This is a genomic window from Roseibium suaedae (genome assembly GCF_900142725.1).
Classification (GTDB): Bacteria; Pseudomonadota; Alphaproteobacteria; order Rhizobiales; family Stappiaceae; genus Roseibium; species Roseibium suaedae.
Window position 1 is genome coordinate 200,176 of sequence record NZ_FRBW01000004.1, and the last position, 19,938, is coordinate 220,113.

At 60.3% G+C, this 19,938-nt stretch carries 18 protein-coding genes; 12 read left to right on the forward strand and 6 right to left on the reverse strand.

From position 1 onward, the window contains the following. Positions 1-17 precede the first annotated feature (17 nt). The 4 genes from cobS to BUA94_RS17350 are packed head-to-tail and all read left to right on the forward strand — an operon-like array spanning position 18 to position 4,448. On the forward strand, positions 18-1,004 hold the full coding sequence (gene cobS, locus BUA94_RS17335; protein WP_073014596.1) for a cobaltochelatase subunit CobS: 987 nt from the start codon (positions 18-20) through the stop codon (positions 1,002-1,004). After that, complete coding sequence (locus BUA94_RS17340) at positions 1,004-1,498, forward strand: hypothetical protein (protein WP_073014597.1); 495 nt, start codon at positions 1,004-1,006, stop codon at positions 1,496-1,498. The genes cobS and BUA94_RS17340 overlap by 1 nt, the downstream gene beginning before the upstream one ends. A gap of 2 nt (positions 1,499-1,500) precedes the next feature. Continuing rightward, the gene (cobT, locus tag BUA94_RS17345; protein ID WP_073014598.1) at positions 1,501-3,417 is read left to right on the forward strand and encodes a cobaltochelatase subunit CobT; all 1,917 of its coding nucleotides are present in this window, start codon (positions 1,501-1,503) and stop codon (positions 3,415-3,417) included. After that, entirely contained in the window at positions 3,414-4,448 is a 1,035-nt protein-coding gene (locus tag BUA94_RS17350) for an esterase-like activity of phytase family protein (protein WP_073014599.1), read from the forward strand. The genes cobT and BUA94_RS17350 overlap by 4 nt, the downstream gene beginning before the upstream one ends. Before the next feature lie 28 nt (positions 4,449-4,476). Here BUA94_RS17350 and holA read toward each other — a convergent pair whose 3' ends face one another. Genes holA through leuS form a run of 3 tightly spaced genes read right to left on the reverse strand, consistent with a single transcriptional unit; the run spans position 4,477 to position 8,706 of the window. Beyond that, positions 4,477-5,520, reverse strand: coding sequence for a DNA polymerase III subunit delta (holA, locus tag BUA94_RS17355; protein WP_073014600.1), 1,044 nt, complete (start codon positions 5,518-5,520; stop codon positions 4,477-4,479). Positions 5,521-5,531: 11 nt separating this feature from the next. Next, positions 5,532-6,101 (reverse strand): LPS assembly lipoprotein LptE, encoded by a 570-nt coding sequence (gene lptE / locus BUA94_RS17360; protein ID WP_073014601.1) that lies wholly within the window; start codon positions 6,099-6,101, stop codon positions 5,532-5,534. Further along, entirely contained in the window at positions 6,088-8,706 is a 2,619-nt protein-coding gene (gene leuS / locus BUA94_RS17365) for a leucine--tRNA ligase (RefSeq protein WP_073014602.1), read from the reverse strand. Before leuS ends, lptE begins: the two co-directional genes overlap by 14 nt. A gap of 208 nt (positions 8,707-8,914) precedes the next feature. Here leuS and BUA94_RS17370 point away from each other — a divergent pair, with 208 nt between their 5' ends. Next, positions 8,915-9,592 (forward strand): YggS family pyridoxal phosphate-dependent enzyme, encoded by a 678-nt coding sequence (locus BUA94_RS17370; protein ID WP_073014603.1) that lies wholly within the window; start codon positions 8,915-8,917, stop codon positions 9,590-9,592. Positions 9,593-9,927: 335 nt separating this feature from the next. On the opposite strand, the gene BUA94_RS17375 is transcribed toward BUA94_RS17370, so the two are convergent. Further along, a complete protein-coding gene (locus tag BUA94_RS17375) occupies positions 9,928-11,370 on the reverse strand; it encodes a TrkH family potassium uptake protein (protein ID WP_073014604.1) in 1,443 nt (480 codons plus the stop codon). 399 nt (positions 11,371-11,769) lie between these two features. Here BUA94_RS17375 and ffh point away from each other — a divergent pair, with 399 nt between their 5' ends. Genes ffh through rimM form a run of 4 tightly spaced genes read left to right on the forward strand, consistent with a single transcriptional unit; the run spans position 11,770 to position 14,659 of the window. Then, the gene (gene ffh, locus BUA94_RS17380) at positions 11,770-13,329 is read left to right on the forward strand and encodes a signal recognition particle protein (RefSeq protein ID WP_073014605.1); all 1,560 of its coding nucleotides are present in this window, start codon (positions 11,770-11,772) and stop codon (positions 13,327-13,329) included. Further along, positions 13,326-13,655, forward strand: coding sequence for a chorismate mutase (locus BUA94_RS17385; protein ID WP_073014606.1), 330 nt, complete (start codon positions 13,326-13,328; stop codon positions 13,653-13,655). Before ffh ends, BUA94_RS17385 begins: the two co-directional genes overlap by 4 nt. 19 nt (positions 13,656-13,674) lie before the next feature. Continuing rightward, positions 13,675-14,058: a 30S ribosomal protein S16 gene (gene rpsP, locus BUA94_RS17390; RefSeq protein WP_073014607.1), complete on the forward strand. Its 384-nt coding sequence runs from the start codon at positions 13,675-13,677 to the stop codon at positions 14,056-14,058. Between the two features lie 52 nt (positions 14,059-14,110). Then, positions 14,111-14,659, forward strand: a complete 549-nt coding sequence (rimM, locus tag BUA94_RS17395) for a ribosome maturation factor RimM (RefSeq protein WP_073014608.1) — start codon at positions 14,111-14,113, stop codon at positions 14,657-14,659. Here rimM and BUA94_RS17400 read toward each other — a convergent pair. Beyond that, positions 14,614-15,117: a VanZ family protein gene (locus tag BUA94_RS17400; RefSeq protein ID WP_073014609.1), complete on the reverse strand. Its 504-nt coding sequence runs from the start codon at positions 15,115-15,117 to the stop codon at positions 14,614-14,616. The two genes, rimM and BUA94_RS17400, sit on opposite strands and share 46 nt — an antisense overlap. Before the next feature lie 270 nt (positions 15,118-15,387). Between BUA94_RS17400 and trmD the strand changes: the two genes are divergently transcribed. Continuing rightward, on the forward strand, positions 15,388-16,101 hold the full coding sequence (gene trmD, locus BUA94_RS17405; RefSeq protein WP_073014891.1) for a tRNA (guanosine(37)-N1)-methyltransferase TrmD: 714 nt from the start codon (positions 15,388-15,390) through the stop codon (positions 16,099-16,101). 49 nt (positions 16,102-16,150) lie between these two features. Here the strand turns inward: trmD and BUA94_RS17410 are convergent, their stop codons facing one another. Continuing rightward, on the reverse strand, positions 16,151-16,741 hold the full coding sequence (locus BUA94_RS17410) for a DoxX family protein (protein ID WP_073014610.1): 591 nt from the start codon (positions 16,739-16,741) through the stop codon (positions 16,151-16,153). Positions 16,742-17,446: 705 nt separating this feature from the next. Here BUA94_RS17410 and rplS point away from each other — a divergent pair. Next, the gene (gene rplS, locus BUA94_RS17415) at positions 17,447-17,923 is read left to right on the forward strand and encodes a 50S ribosomal protein L19 (protein ID WP_073014611.1); all 477 of its coding nucleotides are present in this window, start codon (positions 17,447-17,449) and stop codon (positions 17,921-17,923) included. Positions 17,924-18,240: 317 nt separating this feature from the next. After that, a complete protein-coding gene (leuC, locus tag BUA94_RS17420; RefSeq protein WP_073014612.1) occupies positions 18,241-19,653 on the forward strand; it encodes a 3-isopropylmalate dehydratase large subunit in 1,413 nt (470 codons plus the stop codon). The last annotated feature ends 285 nt before the right edge of the window (positions 19,654-19,938 follow it).

The window sequence follows — 19,938 nt, forward strand, 5'->3', positions numbered from 1 at the left end:
GCGGCAGCGGAGGAAAAATGACTGAGATGACGAACACGGCTGGAAGCATGCCGGATATCGAGATTTCCGTTGAAGAGGTTTTCGGCTTCAAGACTGATCTCAAGGTTCCCGCGTTCTCGACCGCTTCCGAGCATGTGCCTGAAGCCGATCCGGACTATCTGTTCGACCGTGCCACCACCCTCGCCATTCTCGCCGGTTTTGCGCATAACCGCCGCGTCATGGTCACTGGTTACCACGGCACCGGCAAGTCGACCCATATCGAGCAGGTCGCCTCGCGTCTCAACTGGCCGTGTATCCGCGTCAACCTCGACAGCCATATTTCCCGTATCGACCTTGTCGGCAAGGACGCCATCGTTCTGAAGGACGGCAAGCAGGTCACCGAATTCCGGGACGGCATCCTGCCCTGGGCCTACCAGCACAACGTCGCGCTTGTGTTCGACGAATATGATGCGGGCCGTCCGGACGTGATGTTCGTGATCCAGCGTATTCTGGAATCCTCCGGCCGCCTGACCCTGCTCGATCAGTCGCGCGTGATCCGCCCTCACCCGGCATTCCGTCTGTTCGCAACGGCCAACACGGTTGGTCTGGGCGACACGTCGGGCCTCTATCACGGCACGCAGCAGATCAACCAGGCACAGATGGACCGCTGGTCTATCGTGTCGACCCTGAACTACCTGCCGCATGACAATGAAGTCGACATCGTCCTGTCGAAGGCGAAGCACTTCCAGAAGGCTGAAGGCCGGACGATCGTTTCCAAGATGGTCCGCCTTGCCGATATGACCCGCAAGGCCTTCATCAACGGCGATCTGTCGACCGTGATGAGCCCGCGTACCGTGATCACCTGGGCCGAAAACGCCCTGATCTTCGGCGATGTCGGTTTCTCGTTCCGTCTGACCTTCCTCAACAAGTGCGATGACATGGAACAGGCCCTGGTTGCCGAGTTCTATCAGCGCTGCTTTGGCGAAGAACTGCCGGAATCTTCGGCCAACATCGTGATGGCCTGATGAAGAGAGCCGCCATCCGGAGCTGTCTGATCCGTTGCGCGATTGCGCTGACTGCTGTGGTGCCCGTTTCGGCGGGGACTGCGGCGGACATCAGCTTGATCCGCATCAGCGGCGCCGTGACGGTGGACAATTATCCAAAGCTTGAGGCCTATTTGAATGCGGCTTCCGACACGATTGTCGGCCTCAAGATTATGCTGGACGCTCAGGACCAGTACGCCGATGGCGTGCTGATGGCCTATGAGGATGGCGGCGCTTTTCTGACCTATGTGCCCGGCCCCGACATGGAGACAGAGTTTTCCGTCAACGGTGGCTACTCGCTCCAGCACGGAGCTTATGTCCTGGATGGGTTTTATCTGGTCAAGGATGCGGGCTTTAATCAGGGCATCAGCGCCGTTGCGCTGGAACAGGTTCCCGAAAGCCAGGTGATCCTGTCGGGCGCAAAGGTTCAGGACGTTGAGGTCGATGCGCTCGACCCGTCGATGGCAAAGAGGTAAGCATGGCACGGCCAGGCAGCAATTCAAATCCGGGAAGCAGCCCGGCTCAAAGGGCCGAACCCTTCAAGCAGGCCGTTTCCGGAACCATCCGCGCCATGTCCGGCGAGGCGGAACTGGAGGTCCTGTTCACCGGAGACCGGCCCGGTCTGTCCGGCAGCACCGTGCGCCTGCCTGATCCCTCCCGCAAGCTGACTGAGCGCGACGTGGCGATTACCCGCGGGCTCGGCGACTCTATCGCCATGAAGCTTGCCTGCCATGACGCCAAGGCCCATTCCCGCAAGCAGCCTTCCGCCCCTGAGGCCCGCGCGATCTATGACGCGGTGGAACAGGCGCGGTGCGAGGCGCTGGGCGCGCTGCGGATGGAAGGCGTTGCCGGCAACATCGCGGCCATGCTCGATGATCGCTATCGCAAGGCCAACGCACCGGATGTCACCAGCCGCGAAGATGCGCCGCTTCAGGACGCGATTGCCCTGATGGTGCGCGAGCGCCTGACTGGCGCGCCGCCGCCCGAAAGTGCTGCAAAGCTGGTCGACATGTGGCGGAGCTGGATCGAGGTCCGGGCTGGGGAAGCCCTGGACCGCCTGGTCCCGCGAGTCGAAAGCCAGGCGGATTTCGCCGTTCAGATCCATGACCTCCTCAAGGCTCTGGATATGGCCGACGAGATTGGCGAGCGGGACGAGACGGAAGATCCCGAGGAAAGCCAGGACGACGGCAACAACGACGAAAGCGAAACCGGCGCAGAAGGCGAAGAGGACGCTGGTCAGGAGCAATCCGAAGCGCAGGACATGGAAATGTCCGGCGAGGAGCAGGATGCCGGCGAGACCGAAGGCGCAGATTCCGACATGGATGAAATGTCCGATCAGGACATGACCGACCAGGCGGAAGATGCCGGTGAGAGTATGCGCGAGGACCATCCGTTCTCCAACCGCCCGCCCGTTTCCGACTACAAGGTCTTCACCACCCAGTTTGATGAGACGGTGACTGCCGAAGACCTGTGCGACATTGCCGAACTGGACCGGCTGCGCGGCTTCCTGGACAAACAGCTGACCAATCTCCAGGGCGCAGTGGCCCGGCTTGCAAACCGCTTGCAGCGCAAGCTGATGGCAAAGCAGAACCGGTCCTGGGACTTCGACCTTGAAGAAGGCCTTCTGGACACGGCCCGCCTCACCCGCGCGGTCACGGATCCGATGTCGCCGCTGGCTTTCAAGCAGGAGCGCGACACGAACTTCCGCGACACGGTGGTAACGCTGCTGATCGACAATTCCGGCTCCATGCGCGGCCGCCCGATCACGGTTGCCGCAACTTGCGCCGATATTCTCGCCCGCACGCTGGAGCGGTGCGGCGTGAAGGTCGAAATTCTTGGCTTCACCACCAAGGCCTGGAAGGGCGGCCAGTCCCGCGAAGCCTGGCTTGCCGCGAACAAGCCCGCCTCTCCTGGCCGTCTGAACGATCTGCGCCACATCATCTACAAGTCTGCCGATGCACCCTGGCGCCGTGCCCGCCGGAACCTCGGTCTGATGATGCGCGAAGGGCTGCTCAAGGAGAACATCGATGGTGAAGCGCTGACCTGGGCCCATGAGCGGCTGCTCGACCGTCCCGAACAGCGCCGGATCCTGATGATGATTTCCGATGGCGCACCGGTCGATGACTGCACCCTGTCGGTCAATCCGGGCAACTATCTGGAGCGCCACCTGCGCCATGTGATCGAGGAGATCGAGAACCGGTCGCCTGTGGAACTGATCGCCATCGGCATCGGCCACGATGTGACCCGCTATTACAAGCGTGCGGTGACCATCGTGGATGCGGAAGAGCTGGCAGGTGCCATGACCGACCAGCTGGCGGATCTCTTTGACGATGAGGTTGCTCCTTCCCATGGCCGCAGCCGCAAGCGCCGCCGCGCTGGCGGAGGTGGCCGATGAGAGGAGCGTCCGCAGGGGCGCGGCTCAAGGCTGCGGTCTTTTCGGTCCTGCTTTTCTCGCTGCCGACGTTTTCCGGGGCCTCGGCGCAGGAGATCCTGACAGGGGCAGCGCCGGTCACGGTGAAGACGGAACCGATCAAGTCGTTTCAGGTTGGCCGGGACAGTGATCAGTTCGGCAAGCTGACCTATCTGGGCGGCATGGAGCTGATTTCGGCCGACCGGAACGTTGGCGGTCTGTCGAGCCTGATCAGCCTCAAGGGTGGTGCGGAGTTCGTGGCCGTCACCGACAATGGCCTGTGGTTTGCCGCAACGGTCGACCAGGACGAGGACGGACGTCCTCTGGGCCTTAGCAACACGCGCTACACGCCGATGATCCGGGTGTCAGGCAAGCCGTTCAACGGTCATTACGGCAGCGATACCGAAGCCATGACACTGGATGGGGCGTCGATCCTCGTCTCAGCCGAAGGCGTCAACAAGATCTACCGCTTTCCCTGGCCGCTGACGACCGGCAAGGAGCCCATGACGGGGGAAGTGAAGGTCTCCCAGGCCATTTCCGATCTGCGTGGCTCCAAGGGTATGGAAGCCATGGCCATGGCGCCGCAAGGCACGCCTCTAGCTGGAAAACTGGTGGTGATTGCCGAACGCGGTCCGGGTGATGCAGACGATCTGCCCGGTTTCCTGTTGCAGGACGGCAAGGAAGACCGTTTCACGGTCGCCCGGTCAGACCGCTACGATGCCACGGACGCCGAATTCCTGCCGAATGGCGATCTCCTGCTGCTGGAGCGCCGCTTCAATCTGCGGGATCTGGTCGGCATGCGGATCCGGAAATTTCCGGCCTCCAGTGTCGTTCCGGGCGCGAAACTCACCGGCGAAGTTCTGCTCGAAGCGGATTTCGGCTTTCAGATCGACAATATGGAAGGCCTTGCCGTCCATGAAAATGAAAAGGGTCAGACGATCCTGACCCTTCTCTCCGACAACAACCGCTCCCTGCTGCAGCGGACACTGTTCCTGCGCTTCCGTCTGAACGACTGAGCCGCTGTGCTGCGGCGGGCCCGCAGTGTCAGCGCCTTGCGCTGCCGCGGGCCTTGGCCACGCGGGCGAGCGTTAGCAGGGTTTCAGACAGCACGGCGGGGCCGATCCGGTCGTTGAGGCGAGCGGTCTTCATCGCATCCGCCAGCCGCTCCATGGCCTTTTCAAGATCGGGAGCGTTCCAGATCAGGATCTGCCGGGTGATGGCGGCCTTGCGTTTGAAGAACACCGGCGGGCGCTGGGTGTCCACGACCTGCTGGGGCTGCTTGCCACGGTCGATGTCGATCCGCATCCGGTGGAGCCACTGGAAGTGCTTGAGCGCCTGTCCGGCGATGACGGAAGCATTGGAGCCCTGGGCATCCAGCCGTTCCAGGCCGTGATCCAGGGTTGAAAGGTCACCCATGGCCGAGGCGTCGATCAGCTCGGACATTTCAAAGGCGGAGGCATCCCCAATGATGGCCTCCACGTCGTCGCTGTCGATCCGGCCCTTGTTGAGCGCATAGAGGCACAGCTTGCGTAGTTCCCCGCGGCTGGCCATGCGGTCCGCGCCCAGCAGGCTGTGCAGGGCTGCCTTGGCTTCCTTGGTGATCGTCAGGCCGGCTTCCCGGGTTTCCTGCTCGATCAGCTGGTCGATATCGCGTTCCGTATCCGCATAGCAGGGAATGGCGATGGCCTTGCGGTTGTCCTCGAACAGCTTGCGCAGACCCGTGCCCTTCTTCAGGTCACCAGCCTCGATGACCACCAGAGCCGGGCAATCATCGAGTTTCAGAAGAGCGGTTGCTGCGGGCGCCATGTTCTTGCCGCCCGCATCCTTGATCCAGATGATCCGACGTCCACCGAACAGCGGGATCGTCAGAACCTCATCGACCAGCCGGCTTGGGTCCGAAACGATTTCGCCTGCATCGATCTTGGCGAGATTGAACGGGTCGTCATCGCCCTCGGAGGCCTTGGCCACAAGCACGCCAGCCCGTTCCGATACAAGACCCGTGTCCGGGCCATAGATCAGAATGGCCGCGCCGCCCTCAGGCGGCTTGGCGATGAAGCGGTCGATGTCGCCTGCCTTGAGTGCGGTCATCCCCGCGTCCCTTACTTGTGGCTGGCGAAGAAGCCGGCGATCCGGGTCTGGATATCCCCTGCGACGACCTTTGCAGCCCGGTCAGCGGCATCGCGCTTGGCGCGGATGTTCGCATAACGCTGGCTGGAGAAGTCATAGGAGGCCGTCGCGAACGACCGGCCGGTCATCACGGTCTTGCCGTCGACAATATCCGACAGAACGAAAGTGGTGTTCATGGTCAGGGAGTAGGAGGTCGGAACGTCCGCAAGCTCGATCACGCCTACTTCGGCCGTGTTGATGCTCATGACCACCTTGAGCCGGTACTTCTTCTCCGGATGGCCTGCTCCGCGCTCGAAATTGAACAGAAGTTCATTGTAGAGCGTGCGCGAGGCGTCATCCAGGCTCTGGGTCTGGCGGATCGGATCGATGTCGATGGCCGCAAGTTCGGCCTGAACCGTCGAGTTGACACCACCAGGCCCCTCGTTGAGAGAGCCATAGAGCGGACGAACCTGACAGGCCGAAAGGCCTGCCAGAAGCACAGTGGCGCAGGCGAGGGAGAAAAGTCCCCGGAAACTGCGGTTCTTCACATCAAGCAACGACATTCACGATCCTTTGCGGCACCACGATGATCTTGCGCGGCGGCTTGCCTTCCAGCACCCGTATGACGAATTCCGCCTCCAGCGTAGCTGCTTCGATGGCCTCTTTGGAAGCATCGTTTGCAACGGTAATCTCGCCGCGCTTCTTGCCGTTGATCTGGACAGGCAGCGTGATGGTGTCTTCCACCAGAAGGCTTTCGTCCACGTCCGGCCATCCGGTCTGGGAAACCAGGCCGGTGTGGCCCAGGACGGTCCAGCATTCTTCTGCCAGATGCGGCATCATCGGAGCCATCATCTGGGCCAGGAAGTCGGCCGCTTCGCGCACGGCCCAGGCCATGTCGGAAGCTTCCAGACCTTCGTTTACGGCCTTGCCGATGGTGTTCACATATTCATAGAGACGGGCGACGGCGCGGTTGAAACCAAGGCCGTCGATGTCACGGGAGACAGCCGCAAGGGTCTTGTGGCTTGCCCGGCGCAGTTCGAGAGCCTTGTCGGAGAAAGCCGGAGCGTCCCGGCGCACGCCGGTCTTCTCGCTGATGTCGCCGATCAGACGCCAGACGCGCTGAACGAAGCGCCAGGAACCCTGAACGCCTTCTTCCGTCCAGATCACATCGCGCTCGGGCGGGGAATCCGACAGAACGAACCAGCGAGCCGTGTCAGCACCATAGGTCTCGATGATATCGGTCGGGTCGACGGTGTTCTTCTTCGACTTCGACATCTTCTCGATAGAGCCGATCGTGACCGGCTCGCCGGTTTCGATCAGGGTCGCACGGCGGGTGCCGTCCACTTCCTCGATGCGGATCTCGGTCGGCGCGACCCAGCGGCCGTTCGCGCCTTCCCCGGCGCGGTAGGTCTCGTGGGTCACCATGCCCTGGGTAAAGAGGCCCTTGAACGGCTCCTTCAGATCCAGCGCTGACACCTTCTGCATGGCCCGGGTGAAGAAGCGGGAATAGAGCAGGTGCAGGATCGCGTGCTCGATACCGCCGATATACTGGTCCACCGGCAGCCAGGCATTGGCTGCTTCCGGGTTGGTCGGCTGGTCGCAGCGCGGCTCGGTGAAGCGGGCGAAATACCAGGAACTGTCCACGAAGGTGTCCATGGTGTCGGTCTCGCGCAGGGCCGTCTTGCCGCATTTCGGGCAGGTGGTGTTGCGCCAGGTCGCATGACGGTCGAGCGGGTTGCCCGGCTTGTCGAAGTTGATGTCGTCCGGCAGCTTCACCGGCAGGTTCGTGTCCGCTTCCGGCACTACGCCGCAGCCATCGCAATGGATGACAGGGATCGGGCAGCCCCAGTAGCGCTGACGGGAAATGCCCCAGTCGCGCAGGCGGTAGTTCACCTGGCGGGCACCCTGCGGCGCGCCGTCGATGGAAGTGTCTTCCAGCTTCTTCGCAACGGTTTCCTTCGCATCCGCGATGCTGAGGCCATCCAGGAAGGCGGAGTTGAAGATCGTGCCGTCGTCGGTGAAGGCCTCGTTGCCGATCTCGAAGCTTGCCGGATCGGCATCCTTCGGCAGCACCACCGGGCGGACCGGCAGGCCGTATTTGCGGGCGAAATCCAGGTCGCGCTGGTCATGGGCCGGGCAGGCGAAGATCGCGCCGGTGCCGTAGTCCATCAGGATGAAGTTGGCCACATAGACCGGCAGCTCGATGGAGGCATCCAGCGGATGCTTGACGCGCAGGCCCGTGTCGAAGCCCTTCTTTTCGGCGGTCTCGATCGCTTCCGCAGAGGTGCCGATGCGGCGGCATTCCTCGATGAAGGCCTGCAGCTCCGGATTGGTCTCGGCCAGCTTCGCGCTGACCGGATGATCCGGGGACAGGCCCATGAAGGACGCGCCGAACAGGGTGTCCGGACGGGTGGTGAAGATCTCGAGCGTCTTGTCGCCGGTCGGCGCCGGTGTGACGAATTCGAAGCGGACGCGCAGGCCTTCCGACTTGCCGATCCAGTTCTTCTGCATCAGGCGGACCTTTTCCGGCCAGCGGTCGAGGGTGTCGATCGCTTCCAGAAGATCCTCGGAATAGTCGGTGATCTTGAAGAACCACTGGGTCAGCTCGCGCTGCTCGACCAGGGCGCCGGAGCGCCAGCCACGGCCGTCGATCACCTGCTCGTTCGCCAGAACGGTCATATCGACCGGGTCCCAGTTGACCTTGGCGTTCTTGCGGTAGACGAGGCCTGCTTCCAGGAACTTCAGGAACAGACGCTGCTGCTGGGTGTAATATTCAACGTCGCAGGTTGCGAATTCCCGGCTCCAGTCGAGGGACAGGCCCATGATCTTGAGCTGGCCGCGCATGAAGGCGATGTTCTCGTAGGTCCAGTCCTTGGGGTGGACCTTGTTCTGCATCGCGGCGTTTTCAGCCGGCATGCCGAACGCATCCCAGCCCATCGGGTGCAGCACGTTGAAGCCGCGGGCACGCTTGTAACGGGCAACCACGTCGCCCATCGCATAGTTGCGCACGTGACCCATGTGGATGCGGCCGGACGGATAGGGGAACATCTCGAGGACGTAATATTTCTCGCGCGGATCGTCGTTCTGCGTGACGAACACGTCCTTGTCATTCCAGACCTTTTGCCAGCGCGCTTCGACTTCGCGGGCATTATACCGTTCCGTTGCCATCAATCTTGCCGTTTCATTGTGCGCCGGAGGCGGCGCATCTCAGGGAGTGTTTGGCGGACTGTCACCAGAAATCCCCCACCGGGTCAACATGATTGGCGCTAAAATGACCGCTTTTCAGGCCTGTCCCGGGCAGGCCTTGCATTTTGGCGCCCCTGCTGCTTATCACGGGCGAGCATCACCGGGATGATTAGAGGGACGGGAAGAAGCCATGACCGAAGCGTCGCAAGAAAATCTGCACAGGGTTCAGTCGGAGCTTCAGGCGGCAACAGCCGAGCATGGCCGCGCAGCCGGCAGCGTGACGCTTGTGGCTGTGTCCAAGACCTTTCCGGCCGAGGACATCCGCCCTGTTCTGGAGACCGGCCAGCGGGTTTTCGGTGAAAACCGGGTGCAGGAGGCCATGTCAAAATGGCCAGAACTGCGCGAGGCATTCGGCGGTATCGAGCTGCACCTGATCGGTCCGCTGCAGTCGAACAAGGCCAAGGAAGCTGTCGCCACCTTTGATGTCATCCACACGGTGGACCGGGAAAAGATCGCCCGGGCCCTCAAGGACGAAATGGTGCGCCAGGACAGGAACCTGCCTTGCTTCATTCAGGTCAATACAGGCGAGGAGCCGCAGAAAGCGGGCATTCCCCCCCGCGAAGCCGATGCCTTCATCAGGCTTTGCCGGGATGAAATCGGTCTGACCATTGCCGGTCTCATGTGCATTCCCCCGGTCGAGGACGCGCCCGGCCCCCATTTTGCGCTTCTGCAGAAGATTGCGGCGCGGAACGGCCTTGAAGGCCTGTCGATGGGCATGTCATCCGATTACGAAACGGCAATCGGCTTTGGCGCCACCCATGTGCGCGTCGGCTCCGCCATCTTCGGCCACCGCGATTATCCTGCGTAAGGTTTCGAGATCTGTCTGTGCAGGGAGTCCGGGGACGGAGAGGTGATGGTGGGCATGGCAAGGTCTCGCCTGGTCCACGCAGGCTTTCCCGCAAGCAAAGTCCGATGCGTGAGCCAGCCTCTCCATACGGTCATCCCCGACTTGATCGGGGATCCAATGCACGTCTCCGCAAGACAGCAGGCACAGAAGCGCCTAGAGAGAACTCCAGAGGAAAACAGTCTTCTTGAAGTTGTCAAAACGTGGATTGGATCCCGCGTCAAGCGCGGGATGACACCGGCAGGATGAGAGGTTTGACCATGGCATCCATGCTCTAACCTGACATCAAATCAGTCACCTCAGGTCTCCATCCAGAAATCCGGTGTGACCAGCAAAAGCGCGCCGATGATTTCGAGGCGGCCGAGGATCATCTGGATGGCGAGCAGCCATTTGGCCGCTTCCGGAACGCTCTGGAAAGTGCCGGAGGGGCCGATGATTTCGCCAACGCCCGGGCCGACATTTGCCAATGCGGTGATCGAGGCGCTGAGAGCGGTGTCCGGAGACATGCCCATGCAGGCATAGATGGCGGCAAATATCGCGAAAGTGCCAGCGTAAAGGATCGAGAAGACCAGAATACCTTCAAGAACCTGATTGCTGACCGGCTTGCCGGAATAGCGGGCAGGCTGGATCCGGTGCGGCATGACCATGCGGCGCAGGAGCGAGCGTACGAAACTAATCAGGATCACCACGCGGAACATCTTGAAGCCGCCGGCGGTCGAGCCGCTGCAACCGCCGAGGAACGTGATCAGGAAGAAGATCGCGATGACGAAATTGCCGCTGAGCAGATAGTCCTTGGCGGCATATCCTGTGGTCGTGATGACCGACACCACGTTGAACACGGCAATTGTGTAAAGGTGGAAGGGCGGATCGTCATCCATCCAGCGTTCGGAGAGGAACACGAGGAAGCTGGCGATGAAAACGATGATGAACAGGGCCTGGATCTGCTGTTTGTCGTCGATGGATTTGCCTTCGGCAAAACGGATCAGGGACAGGAACGGCAGGGCGGAGAGCATCATGAAGACAATCGCCACCCAGAAGACCGCTGTCCCCTGAAACTGGCCGAAGGAGCTGTCCGAGGTCGAATAGCCGCCGGTCGAAACAGTGGTCATGGCATGGTTGATTGCCTGGAAGAACGTCATGCCGCAAACCATGTAGAGCAGGGTGCAGCTGACGGTCAGGCCGCCATAGAGGATCATCAGGCGGGCAACGAAAGGCTCGATGCGGCCGTAAGGCTTGTTTGCCTTCTCTGAGGATTCGAGCGCGAAGAGCTGGCTGCCACCGACCCGCAGGCCGGGGAGAAGCCAGATCCCGATCACGACGATGCCGATGCCGCCGATCCATTGCAGCAGCGAGCGCCAGAGCAGAATGCCGGGAGGCATCTGGTCGAGGCCGGTGAGCACAGTCGATCCGGTGGTGGTCAGGCCGGAGGCTGCCTCGAAAAAGGCGCCCGCGAAGGAAATCTCGATGCTGCTGCCATAGAGCGGGATCGCGCCTGCGAGCGTGAACGCCAGCCAGGCGGCGTTGACGAAGAAGAAGGCTTCGCGGCGGCGGAAGGCATATTCCCTGCCGGACAGGGCAGCCGTTGTGAGGGCACCGAAGCACCCGATGACGACAGCCGAGGTGGAAAAGACCCGCCAATCCGGATTCCCGGCGGCTATATCGACCGCTGCCGGAACCAGCATGAAGGTCGCGATCAGGATCATGAGCTTGCCGATTGGCAGCGCGACCGCGCGAAAATCCATAGACAGTATCCCGCTCCCCCACCCGCCTGGGCAGGGCTGCCAGAGTGAGGTGGTTCTTCCCTGCTTATTTAATTTCTGGGGTCAGATTGCAAGCGTCATGGTCCCGAACCTGACTTCTTGCCGGCCTTTTGGGCAAGAAACATGAGGGTCTTCCTTGACTCCCGTGGCTGTTTGGGTCATTAAACCGCCCAACTCCATATGAGTGACTACAATTCGACCAGCCGACCGGGACCCGTAAAGGTGTAAAGAGAGCCCGGAGGTCAACATCCGACAGCGCGATGCGCCCTCGGGTGTCGAACTGCTTTGCGCATGGCCGTTCCGCCTTTATCCGGCGGGTGTCAGTCCCCATATGGCCGGGTATCCAATCCCGGAGCAGAGAAACGTTAAGGACCAGAGTTCATGTTCGAAAGCCTGTCCGATCGACTGAGCGGCATTTTCGACAAGCTGACCGGCCGCGGGGCCTTGTCGGAAAACGACGTCAACGAAGCGCTGCGTGAAATCCGCCGTGCGCTGATCGAGGCTGACGTCGCCCTGCCCGTGGTCCGCTCCTTCACGGACAAGGTTCGCAATCGCGCTGTTGGCGCCGAAGTGGTCAAGTCGATCACTCCGGGCCAGATGGTGGTCAAGATCGTTCACGACCAGCTGGTCGAAATGCTCGGCGAAGAAAGCCATGGCATTGATCTGAACGCCGCTGCACCGGTTGCCATCATGATGGTCGGTCTTCAGGGTTCCGGTAAGACCACCACCACGTCCAAGATTGCCCGCCGTCTGACCCAGCGCGACAAGCGCAAGGTCCTGATGGCGTCGCTCGACACCCGCCGCCCGGCTGCCCAGGAGCAGCTGAAGGTTCTGGGCGAGCAGAACGGCGTCGATACCCTGCCGATCATCGAGGGCCAGGGCCCGGTCGAAATCGCCAAGCGCGCCATGACGGCTGCCAAGCTCGGCGGTTACGACGTGGTCATGCTGGACACCGCAGGCCGCATCCACATCGATGAGCCGCTGATGGTGGAAATGGCCGAGGTCAAGGCCGCTGCCAATCCGCATGAAATCCTGCTGGTCGCCGATGCGCTGACTGGTCAGGACGCGGTCAATCTGGCCCAGAGCTTCAACGAGCGCGTCGGCATCACCGGTATCGCTCTGACCCGTATGGATGGTGACGGCCGCGGCGGTGCGGCGCTCTCCATGCAGGCCGTCACCGGCAAGCCGGTGAAGCTTATCGGGACGGGCGAAAAGTCCGATGCGCTGGAAGAGTTCCATCCGCGCCGGATTGCCGACCGTATCCTGGGCATGGGCGACATCGTTTCGCTGGTGGAAAAGGCAGCCGAAGCCATCGATGCGGAAAAGGCCGCGAAGATGGCCGCGAAGATGCAGAAGGGCCACTTTGACCTGGAAGATCTGGCCGAGCAGCTCAAGCAGATGGAAAAGCTCGGCGGCATGTCCGGCATGATGGGCATGCTTCCCGGCATCGGCAAGATGAAGAAGCAGATCGACGCTGCGAACATCGACGACAAGGTGTTCAAGCGTCAGGTCGCCATCATCGGGTCCATGACCCGCGAAGAGCGCCGCAAGCCTGACATTCTGAAGGCCAGCCGCAAGAAGCGTATCGCTGCCGGTTCCGGCGTCGACGTGTCCGAAGTCAACAAGCTTCTGAAGATGCACCGCCAGATGGCGGACATGATGAAGATGATGGGCAAGAAAAAGGGCATGCTCGGCAAGATGATGGGCGGCCTGGGCATGGGCGGCATGCCGAACATCGATCCCAAGCAGCTTGAGGAAATGGCCAAGTCTGGCCAGCTGCCAGGTGGCGGCGAGCTGCCGAAGGGCTTGCCAGGTGGTCTTGGCGGCCTGGGCGGCCTGCCAGGCGGAATGCCGGGCCTTCCGGGTCTTGGCGGCCCGAAGCTGCCCGGCCTTGGAGGAATGGGAGGCCTGCCAGGCCTGGGCAAGGGGAAAAAGAAATGAGCGGAACCAACGCTGAAACGCAGCTCGGTGAGAGCGCGGCCATCACGGAACTCAGGGCGCTCCGCTCGTCCATCGACAATATTGATGCTGCCCTGGTGCACATGCTCGCCGAGCGATTCAAGTGCACCCAGAAGGTGGGCATCCTGAAAGCGACACACGACCTGCCGGCTGCTGATCCGGCACGGGAAAAGATTCAGATCGAACGGCTCCGCCAGTTGGCGGCAGATGCCCATCTCGATCCTGATTTTGCCGAAAAGTTCCTGAACTTCATCGTGAAGGAAGTGATCCGGCACCACGAAGCCATTGCCGCGAACACCGGCAACTGAACACACTGGAGACTATAAAATGGCTACGAAAATTCGCCTTGCACGTGGCGGTTCCAAGAAGCGTCCGTACTACCGCATCGTTGTTGCTGACGTCCGCGCTCCGCGCGACGGCCGTTTCATCGAAAAGATCGGTTCCTACAACCCGATGCTGCCGAAGGATTCCGCTGAGCGCGTTCAGCTGAACGTCGAGCGCGTCCAGCATTGGCTGAACGCCGGCGCACAGCCGACCGACCGCGTGCACCGCTTCCTGGATGCTGCTGGCCTGCTGAAGCGCGAAGCCCGCAACAACCCGAAGAAGGCTGAAATGGGCCAGAAGGCAAAGGAACGCCTGGCTGCCAAGAAGCAGGCTGAAGAAGATGCAGCCGCTGCTGCCGCTGAAGCTGCTGCTGAAGCCAGCGAATAAGCAGGCAACAGGATGACACACGCGTTGCGCCGGATCCCGAGGGTGAGTTCCCATGGCTGATAGTGCCGAGAGCAAGATCCTGATGGCGATCATTGGCGCCGCGCATGGCATTCGCGGGGAAGTGCGGGTCAAGCCTTATGGCGATGACCCGCTTTCCTTCACCGACTATGGTGTGCTGACCACGAAGGACGGCAGCCGGTCGTTCGAGGTGGAGGCTGCGCGGGTGCAGAAGACGGTCGTGATCACCCGGTTCAAGGGTGTCCGTGACCGCAACGAAGCGGAGACGCTGAACGGCGTCGAGCTTTACATCGACCGTGATCAGCTGCCGGAAACGGATGAGGACGAGTTCTACTATTCGGATCTCATCGGACTGGCTGTCCATGATCCGGCCGGCGAACGGATCGGCAAGATCATCGCCGTCGAGAACTTCGGCGCGGGCGATCTCCTCGAAATCCGTCCCTTGCGCGGCAAGACCTATTACGTTCCCTTCACCGAGGCCTTTGTGCCGGCGGTTGATATGGAAGGTGAGGTCGTGACCCTGGATCTTCCCGCAGATTACTTGTCCGAAGCCAAGCCGGACGACGGACGCTCCGAAAGATAGACCGGTTCAAGGCCGAGTGTGTCGAGGCTGGAGCCAAGCTCTTCCTGTGGCTGTTGCCGCAGAGCCTGTTTCTTTTCCGAACGGATCAATGCAATTGCCGCAACGACCATGGAAATTCCAATGGCGTTGGCAAAGGCATCTGCCATGGAAGCCTCGTGGTTGGGGGTGAAGGCCTGAAGCACTTCTCCGGCAACGCCCATCATGAAAGCAACAACGGCCGAAATCCGCAACCGGCAGCAGAACAGGCTATGGATCGACAGCGTCAAAAGGGCGTAGAATCCGATGTGAATGACCTTGTCGTAGGGTTCCTGAACGCCGGTGTTGAACACCAGGCCGGCCAGGGCTCCGAAGACAAGCAGGCAGGCAAGCGGGAGAACGCGGATCAGGGAGACATCAATGTAATGCCTGTCCACGTAGGTCTGAATCAGCTTTGGCAGTTTGAGGCGTAGGCGGGGCACAGTGATACCTCCTGGAAGTATGTTCCAGTTTTCTTATGATCGGCTTTTGGACATACAGGTGATGGGAGCTGATGGACAAAAGCGAAGCTGCCCCGTTGGCATTGAGCTTCGAAGCGCCTCTGAGGTAGAGATTGCTCTAGGGAAGGTTAAAGGCGGGCTACTGTCCGCGGGTTCTTTTGAACTGTGACGCAAGGATATGTGTCATGGTTAATGATTTCTTGATTTGGCGGATGTGCCCTACCACCGCGCATGTCCCGCCTGGAGCTGCAGATGACTTTCAAGGCCAGTATCCTGACCCTCTATCCGGACATGTTTCCGGGACCGCTGGGACATAGTCTGTCCGGCCGTGGTCTGGAGAAAGGATTGTGGAGCCTGGAGGCCTTGCAGATCCGCGATCACGCTTTGGACAAGCACCGGTCAGTCGACGATACGCCCGCTGGCGGCGGCGCGGGCATGGTGCTCAGGGCCGATGTGCTGGCCCGGGCGATTGATGCGGCTGCCCGCGAAGACGATCCCCGCCCCCGCATTCTGATGAGCCCGCGGGGCAAGCCCCTCACCCAGGCCCGCGCCCATGAGCTGGCGGAAGGCCCTGGCGCGATCATTGTCTGCGGCCGGTTCGAAGGCGTTGACCAGCGTGTGATCGATGCGCGGAACCTCGAGGAAATCTCGATCGGTGATTATATTCTCTCCGGCGGAGAGATCGGTGCGATCACGCTGCTGGATGCCATCGTGCGGCTCATTCCGGGCGTCATGGGCAACATGCAGAGCGCCGATACGGAAAGCTTCGAGACGGGTCTTCTGGAGCACCCGCAGTATACAAGGCCGCAGGAATTCGAGGGCCGGACCATTCCGGAGGTTCTCACTTCGGGCAATCACAAGAAGATCGCCGAATGGCAGCGGGAGCAGGCCGAGAAGCTGACGCAGGAGCGCCGGCCGGATCTTTGGGATGCGTATTGCTCCTTGGTGGATGGGAACCACAAATAATGAAGCCCCCACCGGAACCTTTCGGTCCGATGGGGGCAGACTTTCCTGATCAGAACTCGCGCTTCACGATCAGCTTGTCGGCCGACCAGGCGCCGGCGCCGAAGGCTGCGTAGAGGAACGCTCCGCCTGTCCAGAAGAGTGATGCAAGTTCCGCCTTGGTCTGTGTCTGGCCGAGGAACTTTGCTCCTCCATCCCCAAGCCGCTTGATGCCTTCGGGTGTGAAAAACTCACTGCCAGCTTTCAGGGCTTCAATGCCTGCATCCGTCAAAAGGGCGTGGCCGTACGGGAAGGCGAAGTGAAACCAGAGCGTTATTGCGAGCATGACGCCGTTGGCAAGGGCCACTGGTCGGGTGAACAAACCGATCGCAATCATGAAGCCTCCAAAGAACTGCAGTGCAGCAAGCATGGGAGACCAGAGCCAGCCCGGATAGAAGCCAAGATTTTCAACGAACCCGATCTGTGCCATGGGCGCCATGATCTTCGGGACGCCTTCGATCATGAGCACGCCGCCGATTGCGACCCGAAATGCAGTCCAGGCAAAAGGCTGGGCGAATTTTTCGTAGAACCCGGCCAGGAATGGCAGGAAATAGGAATTCTTCACGGCTGCAACGGCAGGTATGTGAACGGTGTCGATGGTCATGATGTGCCTCCTGGTCCTTTCTGGAGACTTCGTCGGAGCCAGGCAGGATGCCGGAGGCTGTGACGACTGAATTGGCCTTGTGCCAGCGTCCTGGGAGTATTTAGTTTCTGCTGACTTGAACAATCTAATGGAATTGACTTTTGTACTTATTGATCAATGTCAAAATCGAAAAAATATGGCTACTGAATAGTATTTATTTTGATAAAACTCTTGATTATAATCAAAAGTAATGAAAAATAACTTAGAATGTTTCTAACTGTAAGAATTAGCTTCTTATTTTGTCGACATCTATGTGTATTTTATTTGGAGAAATATTTCTCCACTCGTAAATTATATATAATGTAGATCGTCTGGTATGGGTTCATTCATTTCCTTTTGTGTGTGCATGTGTACAAAAGAACTGATGCAGTACAGATCGCGCTGACGCCACTGCCCTGAAACAATGCATCGTGGACGCTTGCTACAGATTGAAAAGGCCGTGCCGATGATTCCGCGGCTAACCGACGGCATTTTTCAGAAAACACATGACAAGTGCGGCGTGTTGAGCTATCACCCGCGCGACGTTGCCGGACCTGTGCCCGGCCCATTGGGCTGAGCGGTCACCGGAAGCGTCTAAAACTGCCATGGCCCAAAGACGGTGAATCCGTCCGGATGCTTGTCGACCGGACGCTCTGACCGCTTTGAAACTGAAAAAGGAAATATGCCATGAACATTATTGAACAGCTGAACGCTGAAGAAATGGCGAAGATCGAAGCAGCCCGCAAGCTGCCGGAATTTTCCCCGGGTGACACCGTCAAGGTCAACGTGAAGGTGACCGAAGGCAACCGTACCCGTACCCAGGCTTACGAAGGCGTTTGCATCGCTCGCTCCGGCGGCGGCATCAACGAATCCTTCACGGTCCGCAAGATCTCCTACGGTGAAGGTGTGGAACGCGTGTTCCCGGTCTTCTCTCCGATGATCGAAGGTGTTGAAGTTGTCCGCCGCGGTAAGGTTCGCCGCGCGAAGCTCTACTACCTGCGTGACCGCCGCGGTAAGTCCGCACGTATCGTGGAAGCAACCAACGCTCGCGCAAAGCGCCTCAACGAGGTCGTCCGCGCTGAAGCTGCTGCTTCCAAGGCTGCTGCTGCTGCCGAAAAGGCCGCTGCTGCAGAAGCTGCTGCTGCTGAGTCCGCTGCCGAATAAGATCGGCGCGCTCGACGCGGTAAATCATCAAGGGGTGGGCTGCGGCCTGCCCCTTTTTGTTTTTTGGGAACCGTTTCCCGGCTGAGCATTTGCTGGCAGCGATGCGGTTTCAATCTCACTTGACAAAAGCTCAACTCGCCAGCCTTGACCGCGACAGGGGCTTTGAGTCATTGAGAGGGGGAGAGTGGGGATTTGCGGGCACCTTGCCCGCCCCCGGCGATCATGGATAGGCCCGGCCTCCTTCATCAGGATGCGTCCCACGCGGACAAGAACATGGCCTGTTCGGGGTTTCAGGCCGGGGTTTCAGGAGAGAACCAATGACCAAGGCCAGGACGCTTTACGACAAGATTTGGGACGACCATGTCGTCGACATGCAGGAAGACGGCACGGGCCTGCTCTATATCGATCGTCACCTCGTTCATGAAGTGACGAGCCCGCAGGCGTTCGAAGGCCTGCGCATGACCGGCCGCAAGGTGCGCCAGCCTGAAAAGACGCTGGCCGTTGTCGACCACAACGTACCGACCACCGACCGCAGCCTGCCGAACCCGGATCCGGACAGCGTGACCCAGATCGCTGCCCTGGCCGAGAACACCAAGGAATTCGGAATTGAATATTACGACGCTTTCGACAAGCGTCAGGGCGTGGTGCACATCGTCGGGCCGGAACAGGGCTTCACCCTGCCGGGCATGACCATTGTTTGCGGTGACAGCCATACCTCCACCCACGGTGCATTCGGCGCACTGGCCCACGGCATCGGCACGTCCGAAGTGGAACACGTTCTGGCAACCCAGACGCTGATCCAGAAGAAGGGCAAGAACATGCTGGTCCAGGTTGATGGCCAGCTGCCGGAAGGCGTGACCGCCAAGGACATCATCCTGGCGATCATTGGTGAAATCGGCACCGCAGGCGGCACCGGCTATGTCATCGAATATGCGGGCGAAGCAATCCGTTCGCTGTCGATGGAAGGCCGCATGACCATCTGCAACATGTCGATCGAAGGCGGCGCACGCGCCGGCCTGATCGCACCGGATGAGACGACCTTCGAATATATCAATGGCCGTCCGAAGGCGCCGAAAGGCGAAGCCTGGGACATGGCTGTCGAATACTGGAAGAGCCTGAAGACCGACGAGGGCGCACATTTCGACAAGGTCGTGACCCTGGATGCAGCCAACCTGCCGCCGATCGTCACCTGGGGCTCCTCCCCGGAAGACGTCGTCTCCGTGACCGGCGTGGTGCCGAACCCGGACGACATTCAGGAAGAAAACACCCGCAAGTCCAAGTGGCGTGCGCTGGAGTACATGGGCCTGGAACCGGGCACCAAGATGACCGACGTGAAGGTCGACCGCGTCTTCATCGGCTCCTGCACCAATGGTCGAATTGAAGATCTGCGCGCAGCTGCTGCAATCATCGGCGGCCGCAAGGTGGCCTCCACCGTGAGCGCCATGATTGTTCCGGGCTCTGGCCTTGTGAAGGAACAGGCGGAAGCCGAGGGTCTGGACAAGATCTTCAAGGACGCCGGTTTCGAATGGCGTGAGCCGGGCTGCTCCATGTGCCTTGCCATGAACCCGGACAAGCTGAAGCCGGGCGAGCGTTGTGCATCGACCTCGAACCGCAACTTCGAAGGCCGTCAGGGCTTCAAGGGCCGCACCCATCTGGTCTCTCCGGCAATGGCTGCGGCTGCTGCGATCGCCGGTCACTTTGTCGACATCCGGGACTGGCCGAAGGCCTGATTCGCCGCGATGCGTTGACATTGAACGGGCGCCCTTGCGGCGCCCGTTTTCATTTCAGGGGCATCTGAAACGGCAAAATGCGCTCTTTATCTAAAAAGGCCATTTGCATCAGATCCTTAATTTAATTCAGCAACTGTAATTACAGGCACTTTCCCAGGCAGGCTCTGCGTATTTATCAGGCTTCACAAGAGTGTCATTGCAGCACTACAATACTCTCGTCTCATGAAGACTGTTCCTTCTGGCGGAACATCCGTCCGGAGGGCTCATCTACAGGCATGAGGAGCG